22 protein-coding genes and 1 tRNA gene are annotated in these 22574 nt (G+C 62.1%); 10 read left to right on the top strand and 13 right to left on the bottom strand.

The annotated features are described in order from the left end of the window. Nucleotides 1-16: 16 nt before the first annotated feature. Together fdxA and G489_RS18520 are read left to right on the top strand one after the other, a co-directional pair. Nucleotides 17-340: a ferredoxin FdxA gene (fdxA, locus tag G489_RS0100680; protein ID WP_029039887.1), complete on the top strand. Its 324-nt coding sequence runs from the start codon at nt 17-19 to the stop codon at nt 338-340. After that, nucleotides 337-1713 (top strand): aspartate aminotransferase family protein, encoded by a 1377-nt coding sequence (locus tag G489_RS18520; RefSeq protein WP_051332166.1) that lies wholly within the window; start codon nt 337-339, stop codon nt 1711-1713. The genes fdxA and G489_RS18520 overlap by 4 nt, the downstream gene beginning before the upstream one ends. Here the strand turns inward: G489_RS18520 and G489_RS0100670 are convergent. Then, on the bottom strand, nt 1632-2012 hold the full coding sequence (locus G489_RS0100670) for a hypothetical protein (protein WP_029039886.1): 381 nt from the start codon (nt 2010-2012) through the stop codon (nt 1632-1634). The two genes, G489_RS18520 and G489_RS0100670, sit on opposite strands and share 82 nt — an antisense overlap. 389 nt (nt 2013-2401) lie before the next feature. After that, nucleotides 2402-2491 (bottom strand) — tRNA-Ser (locus G489_RS0100665). A 246-nt stretch (nt 2492-2737) separates the two neighbouring features. On the opposite strand from G489_RS0100665, the gene G489_RS0100660 reads away from it, so the two are divergent. Beyond that, nucleotides 2738-3586, top strand: coding sequence for a LicD family protein (locus tag G489_RS0100660; RefSeq protein WP_081691315.1), 849 nt, complete (start codon nt 2738-2740; stop codon nt 3584-3586). After that, nucleotides 3583-3993, top strand: coding sequence for an adenylyltransferase/cytidyltransferase family protein (locus G489_RS0100655; protein WP_029039884.1), 411 nt, complete (start codon nt 3583-3585; stop codon nt 3991-3993). Before G489_RS0100660 ends, G489_RS0100655 begins: the two co-directional genes overlap by 4 nt. On the opposite strand, the gene G489_RS0100650 is transcribed toward G489_RS0100655, so the two are convergent. The 3 genes from G489_RS0100650 to G489_RS22350 form a co-directional block, all read right to left on the bottom strand. Further along, the gene (locus tag G489_RS0100650) at nt 3990-4913 is read right to left on the bottom strand and encodes a uroporphyrinogen decarboxylase family protein (RefSeq protein ID WP_029039883.1); all 924 of its coding nucleotides are present in this window, start codon (nt 4911-4913) and stop codon (nt 3990-3992) included. The genes G489_RS0100655 and G489_RS0100650 overlap by 4 nt on opposite strands. 122 nt (nt 4914-5035) lie before the next feature. Continuing rightward, complete coding sequence (locus G489_RS22355) at nt 5036-5587, bottom strand: TetR/AcrR family transcriptional regulator (protein WP_029039882.1); 552 nt, start codon at nt 5585-5587, stop codon at nt 5036-5038. Next, nucleotides 5584-6378, bottom strand: coding sequence for a hypothetical protein (locus G489_RS22350; RefSeq protein WP_210162555.1), 795 nt, complete (start codon nt 6376-6378; stop codon nt 5584-5586). Before G489_RS22350 ends, G489_RS22355 begins: the two co-directional genes overlap by 4 nt. Nucleotides 6379-6488: 110 nt before the next feature. On the opposite strand from G489_RS22350, the gene G489_RS0100635 reads away from it, so the two are divergent. Beyond that, entirely contained in the window at nt 6489-6806 is a 318-nt protein-coding gene (locus G489_RS0100635) for a hypothetical protein (RefSeq protein WP_029039880.1), read from the top strand. Further along, nucleotides 6803-7300, top strand: a complete 498-nt coding sequence (locus G489_RS0100630; RefSeq protein ID WP_029039879.1) for a PadR family transcriptional regulator — start codon at nt 6803-6805, stop codon at nt 7298-7300. The genes G489_RS0100635 and G489_RS0100630 overlap by 4 nt, the downstream gene beginning before the upstream one ends. Before the next feature lie 68 nt (nt 7301-7368). On the opposite strand, the gene G489_RS0100625 is transcribed toward G489_RS0100630, so the two are convergent. Further along, on the bottom strand, nt 7369-8340 hold the full coding sequence (locus tag G489_RS0100625) for a quinone oxidoreductase family protein (RefSeq protein ID WP_029039878.1): 972 nt from the start codon (nt 8338-8340) through the stop codon (nt 7369-7371). Next, entirely contained in the window at nt 8337-9068 is a 732-nt protein-coding gene (locus tag G489_RS0100620; protein ID WP_029039877.1) for a TerC family protein, read from the bottom strand. The genes G489_RS0100625 and G489_RS0100620 overlap by 4 nt, the downstream gene beginning before the upstream one ends. Nucleotides 9069-9268: 200 nt before the next feature. On the opposite strand from G489_RS0100620, the gene G489_RS0100615 reads away from it, so the two are divergent. From G489_RS0100615 to G489_RS0100605, 3 genes are read left to right on the top strand one after another with little or no spacing between them, the layout of a single operon-like run. After that, entirely contained in the window at nt 9269-9700 is a 432-nt protein-coding gene (locus tag G489_RS0100615) for a YeeE/YedE family protein (RefSeq protein ID WP_029039876.1), read from the top strand. Beyond that, complete coding sequence (locus tag G489_RS0100610; RefSeq protein ID WP_035871104.1) at nt 9700-10182, top strand: DUF6691 family protein; 483 nt, start codon at nt 9700-9702, stop codon at nt 10180-10182. Before G489_RS0100615 ends, G489_RS0100610 begins: the two co-directional genes overlap by 1 nt. Next, the gene (locus G489_RS0100605; protein ID WP_029039874.1) at nt 10179-11342 is read left to right on the top strand and encodes an FAD-dependent monooxygenase; all 1164 of its coding nucleotides are present in this window, start codon (nt 10179-10181) and stop codon (nt 11340-11342) included. Before G489_RS0100610 ends, G489_RS0100605 begins: the two co-directional genes overlap by 4 nt. Nucleotides 11343-11420: 78 nt before the next feature. Here the strand turns inward: G489_RS0100605 and G489_RS21490 are convergent, their stop codons facing one another. The 3 genes from G489_RS21490 to G489_RS0100590 form a co-directional block, all read right to left on the bottom strand. Continuing rightward, nucleotides 11421-12071 carry an invasion associated locus B family protein gene (locus G489_RS21490; protein WP_051332164.1) on the bottom strand — a complete coding sequence of 217 codons (651 nt, stop codon included), beginning with the start codon at nt 12069-12071 and terminating at the stop codon, nt 11421-11423. Nucleotides 12072-12249: 178 nt separating this feature from the next. Beyond that, nucleotides 12250-15672, bottom strand: coding sequence for a transcription-repair coupling factor (gene mfd, locus G489_RS0100595; protein WP_051332253.1), 3423 nt, complete (start codon nt 15670-15672; stop codon nt 12250-12252). A gap of 50 nt (nt 15673-15722) precedes the next feature. Beyond that, entirely contained in the window at nt 15723-16016 is a 294-nt protein-coding gene (locus G489_RS0100590; protein WP_029039872.1) for an FAD assembly factor SdhE, read from the bottom strand. Between the two features lie 142 nt (nt 16017-16158). Here G489_RS0100590 and recG point away from each other — a divergent pair, with 142 nt between their 5' ends. Continuing rightward, nucleotides 16159-18267: an ATP-dependent DNA helicase RecG gene (gene recG / locus G489_RS0100585; protein WP_051332163.1), complete on the top strand. Its 2109-nt coding sequence runs from the start codon at nt 16159-16161 to the stop codon at nt 18265-18267. A 66-nt stretch (nt 18268-18333) separates the two neighbouring features. Here recG and G489_RS18505 read toward each other — a convergent pair whose 3' ends face one another. The 3 genes from G489_RS18505 to glmU form a co-directional block, all read right to left on the bottom strand. Then, nucleotides 18334-19098: a DUF502 domain-containing protein gene (locus tag G489_RS18505; RefSeq protein WP_210162554.1), complete on the bottom strand. Its 765-nt coding sequence runs from the start codon at nt 19096-19098 to the stop codon at nt 18334-18336. Nucleotides 19099-19253: 155 nt separating this feature from the next. Further along, nucleotides 19254-21083 (bottom strand): glutamine--fructose-6-phosphate transaminase (isomerizing), encoded by a 1830-nt coding sequence (gene glmS, locus G489_RS0100575; protein WP_029039870.1) that lies wholly within the window; start codon nt 21081-21083, stop codon nt 19254-19256. Nucleotides 21084-21090: 7 nt separating this feature from the next. Then, on the bottom strand, nt 21091-22452 hold the full coding sequence (gene glmU, locus G489_RS0100570) for a bifunctional UDP-N-acetylglucosamine diphosphorylase/glucosamine-1-phosphate N-acetyltransferase GlmU (RefSeq protein ID WP_029039869.1): 1362 nt from the start codon (nt 22450-22452) through the stop codon (nt 21091-21093). Nucleotides 22453-22574 lie beyond the last annotated feature (122 nt).

Raw genomic sequence — 22574 nt, 5'->3', positions numbered from 1 at the left:
GGGGGCGCTACTCAAGATGACCTATGTCGTCACCGAGAACTGCATCAAATGCAAATACACTGACTGCGTGTCGGTGTGTCCGGTGGATTGCTTCTATGAAGGGCCGAACTTTCTGGCAATTCACCCGGACGAATGCATCGATTGCGGCGACTGCGTGCCGGTATGCCCGGCCGAGGCGATTGTGCCCGATACCGAGTTGACCGAGGCGCAGAAACCCTTCCTCGCCCTCAATGCCGAGCTTGCGGAAAGCTGGGAATGCATCACCGAGCAAAAGCCGTCCTTGCCCGAAGCGGCCAAGTGGGACGGCGTCGCCGGCAAGCTGGAGCATCTTGAAAGATGACCGCAGCGATCGATCACGACGCCCGTGTCAAAAGCCGGGCGCTGCAGGAGCGGGCTGTCAAAGTGTTACCGGGTGGCGTCAGCCGCAACACCCTTCTTCACGATGGCCCGCTCCACTACGCGGATTTCGGCCGCGGCTGCCGGGTGACGGATATCGAGGGCACCGAACGCATCGACTTTGCCAACAATGTCGCCGCCCATATCCACGGCCATGCCTACGGCCCCATCGTGTCCGCTGTCAGCCAGCAGCTTGAACGCGGCACCGGCTTCACCATGGCAACGGAAGTCGAGATCGCCTTCGCCGAACATATGTGCGGCCGCGCACCGGGCTTTGAGCGCATCCGGTTCGTTAATTCGGGCTCCGAAGCGGTTATGGCCGGCGTCAAGGCAATGCGCGCCCTGACCGGAAGGCCCAAGATTGCCAAAGTCGAAGGTGCTTATCACGGCGCCTATGACTATGTGGAAGTCAGTCAGGCACCATCCCCCGGAAACTGGGGAGATGCAGCAACCCCCAATCCCGTGCCGCTTTCGACAGGAACGCCGGAAGGCCTGCTTGCCGACACCGTCATTCTGCCTTTCAACGAACCCGAGACCGCACTCGCCATCCTCAACCGGTATCGCGACGAGATTGCCGGTGTGATCATCGATCCCCTTCCCCATCGTGTGGGCCTCGTGCCGGCAACCCCTGACTATGTAAAGTCCCTCAGGGACTGGACACATCAGCACGACGCGCTGTTGATGTTCGACGAAGTCATCACCTTTCGCACCGCCCTCGGCGGCGTGCAGGAGACGCTTGGAATCACCCCGGACCTCACCTCGCTGGGCAAGATGATCGGCGGCGGTTTTCCGGTTGGCGCGATTGCCGGCAGCGTCGAGGCGATGTCGGTCTTCGAGAGAGGCGCCGCGGGTCTGCGCCTGCCACTGTCAGGAACCTTTTCCGCCAACCCGATCACGATGACCGCCGGACTTGTGGCCATGGAGCACTTCGATCGTCAGGCGATCACGCGCCTCAATATACTCGGCGAACGGGCGCGGGTGGGATTGGCTGCTGCGATACACTCAGCCGACGTCCCCGCTTCGGTCACTGGCGCAGGTTCGCTGTTGCGCCTGCACCTCAAGCCCAAACCGCCGCGCAACTACCGCGAAGCCTATGCCGGCCCGGCCGAGAAAAAAGCCTTGGGAGCGCTCATCAACACGTTCTACGAATTGGGCGTGATGATGATCCATACGGGTACCGCCGCGCTGTCCACACCCATGCAAGAGTCAGAGATCGATCATCTGTGCGGCGCCACCTACGCGGCCCTCAAGAAGGTCAGGCCGCTTGTTGAAGCGGGCCTTGCCGAAGCGGAAATGGGCCAGGAACACGGCAGATAAGCAGAATGAGCGCCGATTAGCAGAAACCGCCGCGCCACGGCATCCACCAAGGTCATCTGGAAGTTGAACGCAGGCTTGTAGCCGGGGATCCAGTCCTCGCCGAGCCCCTTCAGCACCGCGCTAATGTTCTGGTGCTTGAACTCGATGGCCCCCTCGGACCGATCGTTCAGCAGCGGAACGAGCGCGCGGCGATGTTCGGCCTTGCTGCAGCGGCGCCCGGAAATGTCGTCGGCCAGCATCGCGAAGTAATCCGCGACGATCAGGTCGTTCTCTTCATCTGTCCACACCCCGTTCGACATTGCGCCAGGCTATGGGCACGAAGTCTGTTTGTCATCTAAGACTTCCGGCAGGCTCCTGGCTCGCTTCGAACGCTGCCGCCGGACTTGGGGACCGGCCGCCACGGAGCCGTCATTCTGACCGCCCTGCGCCTTCGTGTCAGTCTCCGCCACCGGATAATCTCGCAAACGAGACGACCCCATGAAGGCGGCAACCTATTGGAAATGCGAGGATGTTTCGCACCGTCCCGTGGCCGTCGAGGGGTGCTCGAAGAGAGACGCGGGCCATGCGGAGACCCATTTCGCGTCAAGCGCCCAATCTCCGAAGGGCAGATGGCCCGGCCAACGCTCCTTGAAACAAAAAGAAAAAAAGGCCCCAATCGGGGCCCTTGGACGGATTCAGTATCTGAATGTGGCGGAGGGAGTGGGATTCGAACCCACGAGACGGTCGCCCGCCTGCCGGTTTTCAAGACCGGTGCCTTCAACCACTCGGCCATCCCTCCGTCGCGCTCCGATTAACCCGCCAAGCCGTCAGGCGCAAGCACCATTGGGTCGCGAAACGCCCCCTCCTCACTGTCCCCGGCTTTTCGCCGCAATCTCGGACACCGGTGCCCGGCAACCCTTGCCGAATCCCCTGCAGCCAGGGACGATGTCTTACTCATGGACCATCTCGTCAGCGCGCCCGAGCGGGGCCGGTCCCACCCGTGAAGGCGATGCATCGAGCAATGAAGAAACATCAAGGCTGACCAGTGCACACAGTTCACGACGGACATGCTGAAGCGGGGGAAAGGGCGAAGCGCAGCGGTCCGGTTGTGCTCAACACCTCAGAGGTTCAAGAGGTCCTGATCGGGATCCTCAATCAGGTCGTTTCTGTCTGTGAGGCCAACGACATCGACTATTTCCTGATCGGCGGTGCCTGCCTCGGGATCGTGCGCCATCAAGGCGGGTTCGTTCCCTGGGACGATGACTTGGACATGGCGGTTTGGAGCGGGGATTTCCCTCGTCTTCTGCACGCTCTCAAATCCCTTCCTGCGCCTTTCAAGGCCGCGCGCATGCCGGAGATGTATAACGCGCCGGTCAAGGTCTATGACCGGCGCACGAAAATTCGCTCTGACGGACCGGATGACGGCACTGCGGTTTTCATCGACATCATGCCAATGATGCGCTGGAGCTCTCGCCGGTGGAAACGCGTCGACAATTTCCTGACTTCGGGACGGCGGAAGCTCAACACGGTCAACACCTCCAAGGTTCGAAGGTTCAGCGACGCGCTGCGGTTAACCGCTCCGCTGGCGCGCGCGGAAGCGAGGATGACCAACGAGATCTTCGTGCCACTCTTTCATCGACAGGAACGCCGGCTGATAAGGGACGGTCGGGGCATAATCTCTGGCGCCTATGGCCGCAAATGGCACGGCTTTTTCGAACACGATGTGATCTATCCGCTGGCCCGCCGCTCATTTTGCGGCACCACGGTCAATGTGCCGCGGAACCTGGAACGCTTTCTCGAACTGCGATACGGAACCGACTTCATGGACATCCCCGGCGAAGACAGGCGTTGGGTGCATTTTCACAGGGCCGAGTGGGTAGACGGGCATAAATGAGAATTCTGACTTTTGGTGCCTTCGATATCCTGCATTACGGGCATATGAGGCTGCTCGAACGCGCGGCACAACGTGGCGACTACCTGATCGTCGGCCTCGCCAGCGATACGTTGATCGCATCGCGCGGAAAGCCCGAACCTTTTTATTCCTTCGATATCCGGCGGGAGATGCTGCTGCACACACGCCATGTCGACGAGGTCGTTCTCCATGACGGCCCGGTGGACGGCGCCGGCCGGGTCAAGCTGATAACCGAAAAGGTCCGGCTGATCCGCGACATGAAGATCGACGAGATCGTGATGGGGAGCGACTGGGCGGGAGAATACGACGTCTTCGCACAGCATTGCGCGGTGCACTATCTCGATCGGACACCGGGCATTTCCACAAGCTGCATCCGGAAACAACTCTAGCCATTGGCAAGATGCGCACTGTCGCGAATGCCGCGCAGCGTACGTCCTGACACCGAAGGCGACACGCTGCAGCCCGGTGCAAGGATCAATCCACGCCGGCCGGCAGCATCCATTGCTTTCGCGACCGCCTGTTGAATGCCCGACGGGCTGAGCCGCGTGATCGTCCGATACGGCAAGCCCCCCATGACCGCGCCCCTTGTGGCTTTGCGCAATTCCGCAAGTCCGGGGTTACCGGGATCGCAATCCTCACAGTGGAGCACCTCATGCGGATAATCGCGGGCCCGCGCGAGGTCTGTCTTCGTGCCATGCAGATGCAGGATTCGCGCAAGCCCCTCGGCCTCGGCCAATACAAGCATGTCTGTTTTGGCCTGCTGAACAGCTTCATCGGGACCGGTATGCACATCGCCAACAGTGGTCGCAAAGAATATTCCGTAAATGCCGATCCGGCGGATCGCCTGCAGATGTTTGCTGACCGCATCGGAAATGCGGCTCGATACCTCCGCGGCCAGGCCGGGATTGGCAAGCAGATCCGAGCGGCGGTCGTAGCCCACATGACGGAGCAGATACATCCAGGGGCTGTAGACGGTTTCGAACAGCGGTGTATGCCCGCCCAGCCTTTCTTGAAGGATTTCGAGGCAGATCTGCTGGCGGCGGAACGGCGCGTTCCAGTCCATTTCCGAGAGTGGGACCTCGATCTGGGGCCGCGCCTGTCCGTCGAACCCGACGGGGAGATCGAGGCGGTAGTCGAACATGACCTTGAGGAAGTCCCAGCGATATTCGAGGCAATAGGCCTCATGCAGATCGGCCACCATTTCGGGAGACAGATGCTCGGATCCGAAATGAAACCAGACGCTGACGGGGATCCTGTCCGGCTGTTCGCCGTTGAGAGCTGCCGCCAATCGCTCGAACGAAGTCATCATGAGAAAATGTCTATATCGCAATTGGTTGTGAGCGGAGCCTGCCGTCGCTCTTTCCACAGACGAACGCCATTGGTCCTGCGGGTCTTAAGGCAAAATGCGCCCATAATGACAAGGGCAGCAGATCAGACCGCCAGTTCGGGCGCCAGAAGTCGTCTGAACCGGCCCATCGGGTCCGGATCGTCGGCAATCGCCGCTATCACCCCGGCCCCTTCGATCAATGCCAGAATCCGCTCTGCGCGAAGCGCCGCGTCGCCGGCGTGGCTCTCCCCTTTCTCTCTGATCAGGATATCGATCAGGGCCTGACGACTTGCAGCGATGACGGCGACAAGGCCATCGCGTCTGGACGGCACGACATCGAGGATAAAGCGGAGGTAGGCCGCCGGCTCACCGCAGAGCTGCTGCACTTCCTTGAGCGCCGCCGCATAGCCTTCGCAAAGCCCCCCAACATAGTCGGCCAGACCGACATCTGCCGCGGGACTGATCGGCACGTGACCGGCAAAGAACCGCTCGATGCAGGCGTCGAACAGAGACTGCTTGTCGGGAAAGTAGTGGTAGAACGCCCCTTTGGACAGGCCGCTGGCCTTGACCAGCGTCGCCATGGTTGCCCCTTCGAAGCCCTTGGCCAGAAAAACCGGATAGGCGCGCTCGACAATGTCTTCGCGTGACGTCTTCATGCCGGCTCCTTTTCGTGTCCCTGCCCCGCCTCGCCATGCACAACGGCGAAGGAATAAAGCACCTTGACAACGAAAAGCGCCGAGACACCAACCCCGATGGGCGTCATACCCTCGAGCATCGGCATCACGCAAAGCGCTGCCGCCAGGGCCGCACCTGCAACGGTGCGCTGAACATTGCCCCACGGCAGGGCATTGACCAGCAGGGCCCCGGCAATCGTATAGGCCCAGATGAGAGCGAAAGGTTCGATACTCCATCCCATGAGAAATGCCACGGCAGGCAAATGGATGTGGATGGCGATGAAGACCAGCCGGTTGCGCGGCCGGGCGGCGTAGAAACTGCTGGTGCCGCGCGTGAAATTGGCGACGCATCCGGCCGCGATGTCAGCGACCAGCACCACGGCCGCGGCGCTGCGATACCAGGCCAGCGCGGCCAATTCGCCCGCTGCCACAAAAACAAAAAAACCGGCGATTCCCAGTCCGAGCGCCGCGATCAACGCGATCGAGAGCCCGTCTTGCTCCTCTCCAAAAACGTCGTGTAATGCCTTGGGGATCGTCAACATCGTTCCATCCAAATAAAAACCAACCGTTCGGTATGTTTCATGTGCCAGGTGGTCTGTCAAGCCAAGACGGCTACTGGATGAGGTGCTGGCCTGCGTTCCGTCGTCGCTCTTCGAGGCGATGCTTCGCCTCGCATCTCGGGACGAGAGAGCGGAGGACCCCTTGGCACAGCTCAGCCACGCTCGTTTTGTCACTCCGGTGCAGAGTTGGAATCCAGTGGAGGTGACGATCACGACCTCGCCTCTTTGGATGAGGCCGCAAGCGTTTGGGAAAATCTCTTCAGCTCCTTGAAACTTCCGTAAATAGTCATAAATGACTAGTTGTGAATGATGAGGAGAATATCATGCAGCCGACCTACACCTTCATGTCGCGATCAACCGCCAAGCCGGGACGGTTTGACGATCTGGTGCGAATCGCTTCCGCTCCGCCGGCGGCAATTGACCGCGATACCGACGGCGTCGTTGCCTATCAGGTTTCCGCGGATCGCGAGCGCAACTCGGTCGTCGTCTGGATCACGATGACCGAGAAGAAAACCATGGATGACTACCTTGCGAGCCCCAAAGGTGCGGCCGAACATGGAGATGCCGACGAGATGGAAGCGATCATCGAGACCTTCGAGATGTTCGATCTTACGCCGGTGGCGGGAAGGCTTGCAGGATGAGCCTGACTGTCGCACGGGAACTGGCGGTCCTGAGTATCGTGATCGCCCATCCCGTCCATGGCTATGAAATCGCGTCGGCCTTTGAAAAAGGGCCGATGCAACTGCTTGGGCTTAAACGGCCGGCGGTCTATTCGATCCTCGCCCGCTTCGTGAAGCGCGGCTGGGTGGAGGAGCGCCAGGAGCCCGGCGGATCCTATCCCGACCGCCAAATCTGTTACCCGACCGATCTCGGTCGCGCGGCTATCGGCGAACTTGTCATCAGGGCTGGAGGATTACCTCAAACCCCACTTCTTTCCCTGATCATGCTCAGGGATGCCGGCGTCGACGTCAGCGAATCCCTTCGCGCCCAACTCCAATCCCGCAGGACGACTCTGAAATCCCTCGCTGAGCCGGATTCCGAACACGCGCACAGTTTTTCCGCGCTGTTGGCGAGCCGCGTAGTTGAGGCGGAAATCGAGGTGATCGCTAATGCCCTTGCCGACACCTCGGAGTGACAGCGACGCGAACGAAAGGACGGTGTAGGCCGATCCTGCCGATGTGGCAGAGCAGCGCTTTCTCGCGCTCAGGGCACCAGAATGCTGGCCCCGGTGGTTTGCCGTGCCTCGAGGGCCCTGTGGGCCTCCTGCGCATCGCTCAAGGCGAAGCGCTGATTGACCTTGGGTTTGATGATACCGGTCTGGATGGCGGAAAACAGGGCATCGCAGCTCTCGACCAGGGCCTCGCGGGTTGCCGTATACGTGCCGCTGGTCGGTCGGCAGACATAAAGCGACCCCTTTTGGGCAAGAACGCCAAGATTGTCGATCGACACCGGACCGGTGGCATTGCCGAACGAGACCATCATGCCGCGCGGCTTGAGACAGTCGAGCGAGGACATGAACGTCGCCTTGCCCACCGAATCGTAGACCACATCGACCCCCTGCCCGCCGGTCAGCTTTTGCACCTCGATACGATAATCCTGTGCCGAATAGTCGATCGCGTGGTCGCAGCCATTGGCGCGAGCCAGTGCCACCTTCTCGGGCGAACCGGCACAACCGATAACGGTGGCGCCGATATGCTTGGCCCATTGGCACAGGAGCTGTCCCACACCGCCGGCAGCCGCCATCACCAGCACCGTCTCGCCCGGCTGAAGCGCATAGGTCGAGTGAAGGAGATGATAGACGGTCAGCCCCTTGAGCGTGGATGCGGCCGCGATCTCTTCGGAAACGCCCTCCGGCAGCTTGACGGCAAGTTCCGCCTTGAGATTGCGCAGCTCCGAATAGCTGCCCAGTGCCCCGCTATAGGTGACGCGGTCACCAACCGAAAACTCGGTCGCCCCCTCGCCGACCGCCACAACCTCGCCGGCGCCCTCCTGCCCCGGCGTGAAGGGCAGCGGATTGGGGTAAAGCCCGGTGCGGTGATAGACGTCGATGAAATTGAGGCCGATGGCCTCGTGCCGGACCTGGATCTCGCCCGGCCCCGGGGCGCCGATCTCGACCTCCTCGAACTGCATCACTTCCGGTCCGCCGAATTCGCGGATGATTACCGATTTGCTCATTTCGAGACCGCTCCCTTTTTCTTGCGCCGGCTGCTGACCAGGATGTTGATGGCTTCCACCCCGGTCGAGAATGCCATGGCAAAGTACACATAGCCCTTGGGGATATGGAACCCGGCGCCATCAGCAACCAGGGTCACACCGATCAGGATGAGGAATGAAAGCGCCAGCATCTTTGTGGTCGGGTGCGCGGCGATGAAGTCGGCGATCGTACCGGAGAAGATGTACATGACGCCGATTGCGATCACGACGGCGGTGATCATGATCCAGACATGCTCGGCCATGCCGATGGCGGTGATGATGGAATCGATCGAGAACACCATGTCGATGATCGCGATCTGGATGATCACCGCGGTCATGCCGGCGGAAACCCCGCTGCCGGTGTCGTGCCCCTCGCCCTCGATCTCCTGATGGATCTCGTGGGTGGCCTTGTAGAACAGGAACAAGCCACCAGCGATCAGAATGATGTCACGCCAGGAGACGTCGTGCCCGAAGATCGAGAACAGCGGAGCGGTGAGCCCGATGATCCAGGCCAGCACCAGCAGCAACAGGATGCGAAACACCAGGGCCAGCGCAAGACCGATCTGGCGTGCCCGCTTGGCCTGGTTTTCGGGGAGCCGCGCCACCAGCACTGAAATGAAGACGATGTTGTCGATACCGAGCACGATTTCCATCAGTGTCAGCGTCAACAAGGATGCCCAGATGCTGGGATCGGCGAGCCATTCCATGATTGCGGGGTTCCGTTTCTTTTTTCGGGGCGAACTTACAAAATTCGTCTCTTCTTAGGCGATACCGCAGACCGGTTAAACCACGCCCTTCTCCACGATGAGAAATTGCTGGCGTTTGGCAAGGTTCCGTTCGCGGGGGCCCTTTGTTTTCCGGGGCTTTGCGCACTATTTTAGCGTCAGCTAATGATAACGGAGCAAGCGCCATGGAAGCGATCTCCATCTGGCCGCCCCTGGTCGGCGGTCTCCTGATTGGTCTCGCCAGTGCCGTCCTGTGGATCGGTAATGGCCGTATTGCCGGCATCTCGGGCCTGTTCGGGCAGCTTCTGCCGCCCGCCCGCACCGTGATCTGGCGTTTTGTATTTCTCGGCGCGATGATCGCCGGTGGTCTGCTGGCTGCCCTTGCGGCACCCGGCCTGTTCCCCGGCTTTTCCGCGCCCACGCCCGAACTCGTCGGCAGCCCCGTTTGGATCGCCGCCGCCGGCCTGCTGGTCGGTCTCGGCACCAAGATCGGGAACGGTTGCACCTCGGGTCACGGCGTTTGCGGACTGGCGCGCTTTTCCAAGCGCAGCTTTGTCAGCGTGATTGTGTTTTTCTCGGTGGCGATCGCCACGGTTGCGATTACGGGAGTGGTCTGATGCGTGAAACTCTTCATCCCGCCTATCTGGCTGTCAGCCTGGTTGCAGGCCTCTTGTTCGGTGCCGGTCTCTATATCGCCCAGATGACCGATCCCCTCGTCGTGCTCGGTTTCCTTGATTTCGGCGCGATCACGACCGGCGGCTGGAACCCCAGCCTCGCGCTCGTCATCGTGCCCGCCATCGGGGTTATGATGCTCGGCGTGCGCTACGCTGGCACCCGTGCCCGGCCCTTGTTCGAACACAAGTTCTTCCATCCCGAGCGCACTGATATCGACACCCCGCTGGTGGGCGGTGCGGTCCTGTTCGGGATTGGCTGGGGCATGTCGGGCATCTGCCCGGGTCCGGCCATCACCCTGATCGGGTTCATGCCGGAAAACCTCTGGATTTTCCTCGGCGCCATGTTCCTCGGATCGTTTTTGGGCCATTATGTGCTGGAGGCGTTCAATCGCCGCGAGTTAATTGCCAGCGCACCGGCCGAATGACATCAAACCATGATATCGCCGTTATAGGCGGCGGATTAAGCGGCTTCGCTGCAGCGCTTGTATGTGCTGCGGCGGGCCGCAAAACCTTGTTGTTTGCTCCCAAGGGGCCCGTCGACAGGCGCACATCGGCCCTGATGATGCCCTCGATCGAAATATTGCGGCGCCACGATCTGATCGGCGATCCCGCCGAGATCGGCACCGCGCTCGAAAAGATCCGCATCATCGACGCCACCAGTCGGCTGCTGCGTACCGGCGAGACCCTGTTCGAAAGCAGCGAGGCGGGTGTGGAGGCCTTTGGCTACAATCTGCCCAATGCCGACCTGTTGGACGCCTTTGCAGCCCGCGCTGAGGCGGAGGCCAATTTGACCGTCATCGATGCCGCAGCCAGCCGCATATCCGGCAAGGCTGGCGCCTTTGAGATTGAGGACGGTGACGGCAAGACCCATTCGGTCAGCCTGATTGTCGGTGCGGATGGCAAGAAATCGTCGGTCCGGGCCTTTGCCGGTATTGGGACCCGCGAGCACGCCTATGACCAGGCGGCGCTTGTCGCCAATCTCAAGCTGTCCCGCCCGCTCGATGGCTGCTCGGTCGAATTCCATTATGAGAATGGCCCGTTCACCCTGGTCCCGGGCGGTGAGAACAACGCCAACCTCGTCTGGATCGACAAGCGCGCCGCGCTCGACGCGGCAAAGGCCGATCCCGGGCGGTTGGCGGCCACGATCAACGAGAAGTCCTCCCACCTGTTCGGCCATATCGAACTGACGAGCCCGGCCTTCATTTTCGAATTGATGAGCCTCACGGCAAACCGGTTCGGCAAGGACGGCGTGGTGCTGGTTGGCGAATCCGCCCACGCGTTTCCGCCCATCGGCGCGCAGGGCCTCAATTTAGGCCTGCGCGACGTCGAGAGCCTCGCCGAGGCGCTTCAGAGTGCAGAGCTGCTGCCATCCGGTGCTGAATGGGCGGATGCGGTCTCAAACGCCTATGAACACGGCCGCCGGCGGGACGTTACCGGCACTGGGCTGTTCGTCGACACCCTGTTCCGCACATTGATTGCGGGTTTCCTGCCGGCCGACGCGGTGCGGCTTGCTGGGTTGACCGCTCTGCGGTCCTTGCCCGGCCTGCGCAAATCCGCCTTCCGCCTTGGCATGGGCGCGCGCTGACCGCACTTATCCCGGCAAAGAAAAGCCCCGTGCCGAAGCACGGGGCCTTGAACCTTTTGGTGCGCGGACCGACGCGGCTTACTGGCCGCTGTCAGTGCTGTCGCCCGAATCTCCGCCTTCTTTTTGCTGGCGGATCTTCTCGGCCTGCTGCTGAAGCATCTGCTCCAGTGCCGACTGGCCGGTCTGCTGGTCGCGCAGTTCCTCGGCGGTGACGGTGGCATCGCCTTCATAAACGGCGGTGAAGCCCGACAGGTTTACCTCGATCTTGAGGTCCTTGTTCTGGCGGTTCTTTGCGGTCATGACGAGGCGCGCGCCCTTCTTGAGGCTGTTCACATAAGCCTCGTTGACCGCCAGCTGGGTCATGCAGGACTGCGGGTCGCAGATCACATAAGGCAGGCTGATCGGCTTGGCATTGTCGATCTGCAGCGTCAGGCCGGCCGGCAGGAACACCCCGATCGGCACAGCCGCAATGGCCAGCAGACGGTAGTCCTGGGTCGGGTCGTCGCGCAGAAGGAAGGCGCCGGAGAACTGGCCACCCTGCAGGATGGTTTGGCGCATCACGCAGGCTTCTTCGCCGCTTTCGAGCGTGTCGCAGACCTTGAGCCAGTTCTGTTCGGGCTTGCGTTCCTGCTCGCCGGAGTTTCCGCTTTCCTGCGCCATGGCGGTGGCCGGGAACAGCGCCAGGCTCGCGGCGGCGAAACAGGTGAGGATAGCTTTGGTGAAGCGCATTATCATTCCTTGTGCATTGGCCCGGTGAACGGGCAACAGTGCTGAATTCGTCGGTGCCCTAAGGATCGTGGAATTCGGGCAATAACATGACAGTTTGCCGCCGCCAAACGCGAATAGCCCCTCGCGTGCCCCCCGCGCAACAACGCCTTGCATTTATCCGCAAGGAGAATCCGCAGTTTTACGCTGCTTCCGCCAGCCGTGCCATCTTGGTGAGAATGACCGCAACGCCCTTCAGCCGGTCCTCTGGGGTCATCCAGTTGCGGACAAAGACAAGCTTCTGATCAGGCTTGAGCCGCACCTGCTGGCTCGAATCGCCGATCAGCGCCACAAGCCCGGCGGGATTGGGGAATTTGGCCCCGCGCAGGGTGACGACGGCCCCCTTGGGGCCGGCTTCGACCCGCTCGACATTGGCCGTGCGGCAAAGCGATTTGACCAGAACGATCTTCAAAAGCGCCTCGACCTCCTCCGGCAACGGCCCGAAACGGTCGATCAGTTCCGCCCCGAAACGGTCGATCTCGCGCGCATCCCTGAGCTCGCCCAAGCGCCGGTAGAGCTGCATGCGCACCTGCAGGTCGGGCACGAAGTGATCCGGGATCATCACCGGCATGCCGATGGAAATCTGCGGCGACCACTGGCCTTCATCTTCCGCCTCGGCACCGCCGGCGCGCAGGCTGGCGACCGCCTCTTCAAGCATCGACTGATAGAGTTCGAACCCGACTTCCTTGATGTGTCCGGACTGTTCTTCACCCAGAATGTTCCCTGCCCCACGGATATCAAGGTCGTGGCTGGCGAGCTGGAACCCGGCGCCAAGGCTGTCGAGCGACTGCAGAACGTGCAGCCGGCGCTGGGCGGTGCCCGTCAATTGACGGTCGGGTGGCATGGTGAAAAGCGCATAGGCACGCACCTTGGAGCGCCCGATCCGGCCGCGGATCTGGTGCAGCTGCGCCAATCCGAACATGTCCGAGCGATGCACGATCAGGGTGTTGGCATTGGGAATGTCGAGCCCGGATTCAACGATGGTGGTCGAAACCAGCACGTCGAACTTGCCATCGTAGAACGCGTTCATGATGTCATCGAGCTCGGAGGCCGACATCTGCCCATGGGCCACCATGAAGGAAACTTCGGGCACCCGGTCGCGAAGGAATTCGGCGATCTCGGTCTGGTCCTTGATCCGCGGCACCACATAGAAAGCCTGCCCGCCGCGATATTTCTCGCGCAGCAGCGCCTCTCGCACCACCAGCGGGTCGAAGGGGCTGACAAAGCTGCGCACGGAGAGCCTGTCAACCGGCGGCGTGGCCAGCAGCGAGAGGTCGCGCACGCCGGTCAGCGCCATTTGCAGCGTGCGCGGGATCGGCGTCGCGCTCAGCGTCAGCACATGAACATTGGCCTTGAGTTCCTTGAGCCGTTCCTTGTGTCCGACCCCGAAGCGCTGCTCCTCATCGACCACCAACAGGCCGAGATCCTTGAATTTGACCGACTTGGCCAACAGGGCGTGGGTGCCGACGACGATATCGACCCGCCCGTCGGCCAGGTCTTCCCGGCTTTGCTTGGCTTCTTTCGCTGAAACCAGCCGCGAGATGTGCCGCACCCGTACCGGCAGATCGGCAAATCGCTCGGCAAAGGTCTTGTAGTGCTGGCGCGCCAGAAGCGTGGTCGGCACGACAACCGCAACTTGCCTTCCGCTCATCGCGACGGCGAAAGCGGCCCGTAGAGCGACTTCGGTCTTGCCGAAGCCCACATCGCCGCAAATCAGCCGGTCCATGATCCGGCCGGCGGCCAGATCCTCGAATACGGCCCCCAGCGCCTCGAGTTGGTCCTCGGTTTCCTCGAACGGGAAGCGCGCGCAGAACTCCTGATAGAGCCCGTCGGGTACTTCGACGACTTCGCCATTGGAGAGCTCGCGCTGCGCCGCGATCTTGATCAGTTGATCGGCAATCTCGCGGATGCGCTTCTTGAGCTTGGCCTTCTTGGCCTGCCAGGCCACACCTCCAAGCTTGTCGAGCGCCGCATGCTCATTGTCCGAGCCATAGCGCGACAGGAGTTCGATGTTCTCGACCGGCAGGTAGAGCTTGTCGGATTTGGCGTATTCGATCTCGACACAGTCATGCGGGGCCCCGCTGACTTCGATCGCCTTGAGCCCGACAAAACGCCCGATACCGTGATCGACATGCACGACCAGATCGCCGGCAGAGAGGCCCGAAACCTCGGTCAGCGCCTCCGCGCCTTTGGCCCGCCGCGTCGGGCGGATAATGCGCTCACCGAGAATATCCTGTTCGGAGAGCACGTAGAGCTCTTCGGTTTCGAACCCGGAATCGAGCCCGAGCACGATCAGGCCCGTGCTGTTGGCGCCAAGGTCCTTGACCTCGCTCCAACGGTCCAGACGGATCAGCCCGCCGGCCTCGTGATCCCCCAGAACCTGGGCCATGCGGTCGCGTGTGCCTTCGCTCCAACAGGCGACGACGGTCTTCTTGCCTGCTTTGCGTTTCTCGCCAATCGCCTTAACGACAGCCTCGAACAGGTTGATATCGTTCGATTTGCGTTCGGCGGCAAAGCTCGGTGCAAGTTTTCCGGCCTGGTCTTCGAGGGCGTTCGCGGCGCCCGGTGCGGGGGCGAAGGGTGATAGTTGAATCGCTTCACCGCCCTCACCCAGCGCATACACACCGGCATTGAGCCGGTAAAGCTGGCCGGGTTCGATGGGCTTATAGGGCGCACCGCCGCCCGCAGGGTCGCTGAGCGCTTCTGTTCGCGCCTTGTAGTAGTCTTCGATCTGCTCGCGGCGCTCGCTGAGAGCCTGCGGCGCCTGATCGTCGAACACGAAACTGGCGGTACCGGTATAGTCCGCAAGCCCGGCCATCTCGCCGTAAAAGAACGGCAACCAGTGCTCCATGCCGGCAAAACGCTGCCCGGCGCTGATGGCGCCATAGAGCGGATCGTCAGCCGTCGCGCCGCCGAAGGCAGCAGTGTAGTTGCCGCGAAAGGTGCGGATGCTGTCTTCGGTCAGCACCACCTCGCTCATCGGCACAAGGGAAATGGACTTGACCTGGCCGATGGTGCGCTGGCTTTCGGCGTCGAACTGCCGGATCGATTCAAGAGTCGTGCCGAAGAAATCGAACCTGAGCGGTGCATCGGCACCGGCCGGAAACAAGTCGATCAGCCCGCCCCGCACGGCGAACTCGCCGGCCTCGCGCACCGTCGGCACGCGGAGATAACCATTGGCATTGGCCCAACCGATCAGCTTTTCGCTGTCGACAACCGCACCACCCTTCACCGAGAAGGTGAAGGTGTCGACGACTTCGGTGGGGATCAGCCGCTGTGCGATGGCGTTGACCGTGGTAACCACGATTGCGCCCGCTTTCGGCGCGGCCCGCAGATAGGCCAGAGTTGTCATCCGCTCCGCGATCACCCCTGCATTGGGCGACACACGGTCATAAGGCAGGCAGTCCCAGGCCGGAAACCTCAGGACGGTCCTGTCGGGCATGATCCGCTCGAGAAGATCCGCCATCTTGTGAAGGCGCCGCCCGTCACGCGCCACGAAAACCAGCCGCGCGGGTCCTTCTCCCGGTGCGCTGCGCACCAGGTCCGCGACCACGAAGGGCTGCATGCCGTCCGGCACACCCCCGATCAGCTTGTCAGGCGGGGTGGTGGGCGCGCTCACGATTGTGGGTCCCCATCGGCGTGAAAGGCGCTGATCTCTGCGATCAGGGTTTTGTCCACATCTGGTGGCACGGCCGCCTGCCCGGTCAGCCAGACCTGCAATTCGGTATCCGCGATCTCGAGCAGGGCCTCGAAACGGGTCAGAGCTGGCTCGTCAAACGCTTCGATCCGGGCATCGGCGAAACGGCCCATCAGCAGGTCCATTTCCTTGGTTCCCCGGTGCCAGGCGCGGAAGTGCGCCCGTTTGCGGCGGCGAACAAGCTCGGATTCGTCGGCATTCGAAGCGGTCATGATCGTCTGTCTTTGCTGGGCATCACGGCCGGCGACAGGCGCCGGGTGCGAACAGGCCCACGGATTTGTCAGGCTTTTGCGCGCGCGTCAACGGCGCTAAGGTCCATTCCACCTTCTCGAGAATCCATCAGGAATCGTTGTATTGCCCCGGCCTACCCGTCTCGATCCGCTGTTTCGCTCGGTACGGTCGGTCAAGGGCGTCGGCCCGCAGATCGCCACCTTGATGGCGCGCTTTTTCGATGCGCCCGAGGGCCAGGACGCGCCCCTTGTCGATGTGTTGCTGCACATGCCTGCCGGCGCCATAGATCGTCGCATGAAAGGCGGCATCTCGGCCGCCATTCCCGGCACGGTCGCTACGCTCAGCCTTCACATCGATGAACACGCAGGGCCGCCGCCGGGGAATCGCCGCGCGCCCTATCGCATCTTCACCCATGACGAGACCGGTGAGCTGACCATCACCTATTTCGCTGGCAAGGCCTCCTGGCTGCAAAAGGTGCTGCCGGTCGGCGAGAACCGTATTGTCTCGGGCACGGTCACCACTTTCGGCGGGATGAAGCAGATCAGCCATCCCGACCATATTGTGCGCACTGATGAACTCGATACCCTGCCCATGGTCGAGCCGGTGTATCCGCTGACCCACGGGCTGACCAACAAGACGGTGCACAAAGTGGTGGTCGAGGCACTCAAACAGGTGCCTGACCTGCCCGAATGGATAGCCCCGGAGCGGCTCAAATCGAACCACTGGCCGAGTTTCCGTGCCGCGCTTGAACAAGTGCACAATCCCGGTGACCCGGCGGACCTGCAACCGTTCAACACGGCGCGCACGCGGCTGGCCTATGACGAGTATCTCGCCGGCCAACTCACCCTGTTGATCATCCGGTCAACCATGACCCGCCAAAAGGGGACCGCGCGCCAGCTCACAGGGGAATTGACCGGCAAGGTTCTCGACGCCCTGCCCTTTTCACCGACCGGCAGTCAGCTCGCAGCCTTTGACGACATCAAGGCCGATCTCACCTCAACCAATCGCATGTCGCGTCTGCTGCAGGGTGATGTCGGCGCGGGCAAGACGCTGGTGGCGCTGCTGGCCATGGCCGCTTTGGCCGAGGACGGTGCGCAATCCGCCTTCATGGCACCGACCGAACTCCTGGCAGCCCAGCACTACCGCACCCTTGAACCGCTGTGCACCGCCGCCGGAATCGGCATTGTCCTTTTGACCGGAAAGCAGGACGCCGCCACCCGAAAGTCTGCCCTCGCCCGCCTCGCCTCCGGTGACGCATCGATTGCCGTTGGCACCCATGCCCTGTTTCAGACGGGGGTCGAGTTTGCCGATCTGGGGCTGACGATCGTCGACGAACAACACCGCTTCGGCGTGCATCAGCGTCTCGCCCTGTCCGACAAGGGCCGGCACACCGAATTGCTGGTGATGACCGCCACACCGATCCCGCGCACCCTGGTCCTCACTCACTTCGGCGACATGGCGGTCTCCAAGCTCACCGAGAAGCCCGCAGGTCGCCAGCCCATCGACACAGCCGTCATGCCGGTCGCCGCTTATGACCGCGTCATCGCAAGGCTCAAGGCCCGGGTCGATGAAGGCGCTCAAGCGTTCTGGGTCTGCCCGCTTGTCGAGGAATCCGAGGAAGTCTCCGCCATGTCGGCGGAAGAACGGGCAGCAAAGCTGCGGGAGGTCTTCGGCGCGCGTGTGGGGCTGGTGCATGGCCGCATGGGAGCGCAGGAAAAACAGGCCGTCATGGACGGGTTCCTGGCCGGGGAACTGGCGATCCTTGTTGCGACCACGGTCATCGAGGTCGGGGTGGATGTGCCCAACGCAACCATCATGATCATCGAACATGCCGAACGCTTCGGCCTCGCCCAGCTCCACCAGTTGCGGGGCCGCGTGGGGCGCGGATCGGCCCGTTCAGCCTGTCTGTTGCTGCATGGAGAACCGTTGACCGATTTGGCGCGGGCTCGGCTCGACACCATCAAATCAACCGAGGACGGTTTCGAAATCGCTGAACGCGACTTGGAACTGCGCGGCCAGGGCGATCTGCTGGGCACCCGGCAGTCGGGCATGCCCGGCTATCGCCTTGCCCTGCCCGATCTGCATCGCAACCTGCTGGAATACGCGCATGACGATGCCCAGGCCCTCCTCGAACAAGATCCGGGGCTGACAAGCCCGCGCGGTGACGCGGTGCGTAACCTGTTGTATTTGCTGAGGCGGGACCTTGCGATCCCGCTCATCAAGGCGGGCTAGAGCGTTTCCAGGTGAAGGGGATCCCGGTTCACCGTTCAGAAACGCGGCCAGATGACGGGCCTGACGCTATTCGGCAGCCTTGCTGCTGCCGGGATCGTCATTGTGGTCGTCATGGTGCTTTTCGGCCTCGTGTTCAGCGGCCTTGTGCTTGATCTGGCCGGCAAGCTCCTGGGCTCGCTGCTCAGGCATCACCAGGCCGGCGGAGATTACCAGCTTGGCACCATCTTCGATCGACATGTCGAGCACCGTGACATCCTTGCGCGGCAGGAACAGCAAATAGCCCGAAGTCGGGTTCGGCGTCGTCGGCAGGAAGACGCTGACGATATCCTCACCCTCGACCTTCTCGGCCACCTCGCCCTTGGCTGTGGTTGACACGAACACGAGTGCATAAAGACCCGGACGCGGATATTCGATGAGCCCGACTTCGCGGAAATTGGTCTTCGACTGGCTGACCACGGTCTCGAAGATCTGCTTGAGCCCGCGATAGAGCACCGAGAAGAAGGGGATCCGCGCCAGAACGCTTTCCCCGAAGGTGATCAGCGATCGTCCGACCAGGGTCGCGGTCAGGAACCCCAGGATCACAATGCCCACGACAGCCACCACCACGCCGACGCCAGGCAAGGCGACCGGCAGGTAGTTGTCCGGATTGTAAGCGGCGGGGAGCAGCGGTTTGACGACGCTGTCGATCAGGCCGATGAACCACCATGTCACATAGATGGCGATGGCCAGGGGGCCGGCGATAACCAGACCCGTGAGAAAATAGTTGGTAAGGCGGCGGCCAAACGCGCTGCGCTTGCCAACGTGAGGGGTCGGATCGTCCGGCAAATGCACTGTGGATTGCTCCTGCGGGGTTATACCGACCTATATAGGAACGCAGGCCGGCATCTCCAATATCGCATATTCAAACAGTTCGGTCAGCCGCCCAGAACCATATCAATCGGATATCACCTTGTTATTTCGCGGCTTCGCGGTTCGGGCGGACATGCTTATTCAACGGTCACGGACTTGGCCAGGTTTCGGGGCTGATCGACATCCGTGCCCATATGCACCGCCGTGTGATAGGCCAGAAGCTGCACCGGCAGCGCACAAACGATGGGCGCCAGCATGTTGTGAACCGTCGGCACGGTAATCACCTCGGCAGCGCTGTCGCCAGCCTGGTTCGCCCCCTCCTCATCGGTGATCAGCACGATCGAACCCCCACGGGCCGCCACTTCCTGCATGTTGGAAAGCGTTTTTTCCATGAGGTCGTCCGAGGGAGCGACCACGATCACGGGCAGATCCTCTTCAATCAGGGCGATCGGCCCGTGCTTGAGTTCGCCCGCCGCATAGCCTTCGGCGTGGATATAGGAGATTTCCTTGAGCTTGAGCGCGCCTTCAAGCGCCAGCGGGAACATCTGCCCGCGCCCGAGATACAGAACGTCGGAGGCCCGCGCCATCTGTCGGGCGATGTCTTCGGTCTGCTTCTCGGCTCTGAGCGCATCGTGCATAAGCCCCGGCAACCCGGCCAGTGCCCGCACGAGCTCCGCCTCTTCCCCGGCGGAAATCGTGCCCCTCGCCTTGCCGGCGGCCACGGCGAGTGCGGCCAGCGCCGTCAACTGGGACGTGAAGGCCTTGGTCGAGGCCACCCCGATCTCGGCACCGCAAAGCGTCGGGAATACGACGTCGGATTCCCGGCCGATGGTCGATTCGGTGACGTTGAGAAGCGAAGCGATGTGTTGCCCCGCGCCCGCGCAATAGCGCAGCGCGGCCAGCGTGTCGGCGGTTTCCCCCGACTGCGAGATAAACAGCGCCATGCCGCCCTTCTCCATGGGCGGTTCGCGGTACCGGAATTCGGAGGCCACATCGACGTCGACCGGCAGGCGCGCATAGCGCTCGAACCAGTATTTGGCGACGAGCCCCGCATAATAAGCCGTGCCGCAGGCCGAAATCGTCAGCCGTGGCATATCCGCGAAATCGATGGGCAGGGTTTCGCGCAGCCGCACCGTCTCGCTGGCAAGGTCGACATAATGCGCGAGCGTATGGCCGACCGTCTCCGGCTGCTCATGGATTTCCTTCAGCATGAAGTGCCGGTGATTGCCCTTGTCGGCCAACAGTCCACTGGCCTGGGTGGTGATCACGGCGCGCTTGACCGGTTGATTGGCCCGGTCGAAAAGCGAAATCTTGCTGCCCTCGAGAACCGCCCAGTCGCCATCCTCAAGGAATGTCACCCGATTGGTGAATGGCGCGAGCGCCATGGCGTCCGACCCCAGATACGTCTCAGTATCGCCATGGCCGACGGCGATCGGCGCGCCGCGGCAGGCCGCGATCATCAGCGATTGTTCACCAGAGAAGATCAGCGCCAGGGCAAAAGCGCCATTCAGTTTTGCCAGCACCGTCTCGACGGCCTTTTGCGGAGTCGCACCGCGGGCCAGTTCGCGGGTCACCAGCAGTGGCACCACCTCGGTATCGGTTTCCGATTGCGGCTCGTAACCATCGGCGGCCAGCTCTTCCCTGAGCGCCTTGAAATTCTCGATGATCCCATTCTGCACGACCGCCACGCGGCTGGTCATATGCGGATGGGCATTGGTCTCTGTCGGCCCACCATGGGTCGCCCAACGGGTGTGGCCGATGCCGATATTGCCAGCCAGCGGCTCCGCCTCAAGACGCGCGGAGAGATTGCCCAGCTTGCCCTCCGCCCGGCGCCGTGTCAGTGCACCGTCGCCGCCAACCGTAGCGATCCCCGCACTGTCATAGCCGCGATACTCCAGGCGCTTCAGCGCCTCGAGAAGCCGTTCGCTCACTGGCGCCTGGCCGATAATCCCGACGATTCCGCACATAAACTGCCTAGGCCTTGTCGTTCTTGCGTTGATCCTTGATGGCCTTGTTGCGGGCGCGGAGATCCGCCCCCCGGCCCGGCTTGTTGACCTGCTGCCCGCGTGCCAGCGCCAGGGCGTCAGCTTCGACGTTCTGGGTGATGACGCTGCCCGAGCCGACATAGGCGCCGTCCCCGATATTGACCGGGGCGACCAGGGACGAGTTCGAACCGATAAAGGCTCCCTCGCCGATCACGGTCAGCCATTTGTTGAAGCCATCGTAATTGCAGGTGATGGTGCCCGCGCCGATATTGGCCGCAGCGCCCACCTGAGCATCGCCGATATAGCTGAGGTGGTTGAGCTTGGCGCCCTTGCCGACTTTCGCCTTCTTCACTTCGACGAAATTGCCGACCTTCGCGCCCTCGCCGATCTCGGCCGCGGGCCGCAGCCGCGCAAAGGGCCCGATCTCGGCACCCGGCCCGATGGTGCAGCCTTCAAGATGCGACCAGGCCTTGATACTCGCGCCCTTGCTCACCGACACGCCCGGCCCGAACCAGACACCCGGCTCGATTTCGACATCACGCTCGATTGCCGTGTCGTAGCTGAAATAGACCGTATCGGGATCGATGAGCGTGACCCCCGCATCCATCATTTCGGCGCGGCGGCGCTTCTGGAACAGCTTCTCGGCAACGGCGAGCTGCCCCCGGGAATTGACGCCGACAACATCGGCCTCGGGCGCAATGGCATAGCCGACATCGAGCCCTTCGGCATTGGCCAGTTCGACGAGATCGGTGATGTAGAATTCGCCCTGGGCATTGTCATCCGTCACCTTGTCGATGAGGTCGCGGAACACATCGGCTCTGAACGCCAGGCCGCAGGCATTGCAAAGCCCGATCCTGCGTTCTTCCTCGCTGGCATCCTTTTCCTCGCGGATCGCCAGCAACCGGTCGCCCTCGGTGATCAGCCGGCCATACCCGGTCGGGCTTTCCGGTTTGAAGCCGAGAATAGCCGCATGCTTGCCGGCATCGAGCGGTGCGATCACGCTATCAAGGTTTTCCGGCCGCAACAGTGGATGGTCGCCATAGACCACGATCACGTTGCCCTTGGCACGGTCGAAGGCCTCACGGGCCGCCATGGCCGCATGGGCGGTGCCCTTCGCCTCGTCCTGCACAAAGATCCCGGCATCGGGCGCGATCTGCCTGATCACCGTCTCGAAAGCATCGGCGCCGGGCGCCGTGACGACCGCCAGCTCGGTTGCCCCGCTGCCGCGCGCGGCGGCCAGCACATGCCCGATGATCGGCATGCCGCCGACCCGGTGCAGAAGCTTCGGGGTGTCCGACTTCATCCGCTTGCCTTCGCCCGCGGCAAGGATGATCGCCAGCAAGTCAGCCATAGAGCCTTTTGTCCCTTCCTCGCCGCCCGCCATTTTCCGGCGTTCGGCCAATCCTGCCGTGCCTATATGACAAATTTGTCGGGATTTGTGACCGCGCCATGTTGTCAAAGGGGAAACGAATT

The organism is Cucumibacter marinus DSM 18995, from assembly GCF_000429865.1.
GTDB classification, from domain to species: domain Bacteria; phylum Pseudomonadota; class Alphaproteobacteria; order Rhizobiales; family Devosiaceae; genus Cucumibacter; species Cucumibacter marinus.
This window is presented reverse-complemented; position numbering and strand designations above follow the sequence as displayed.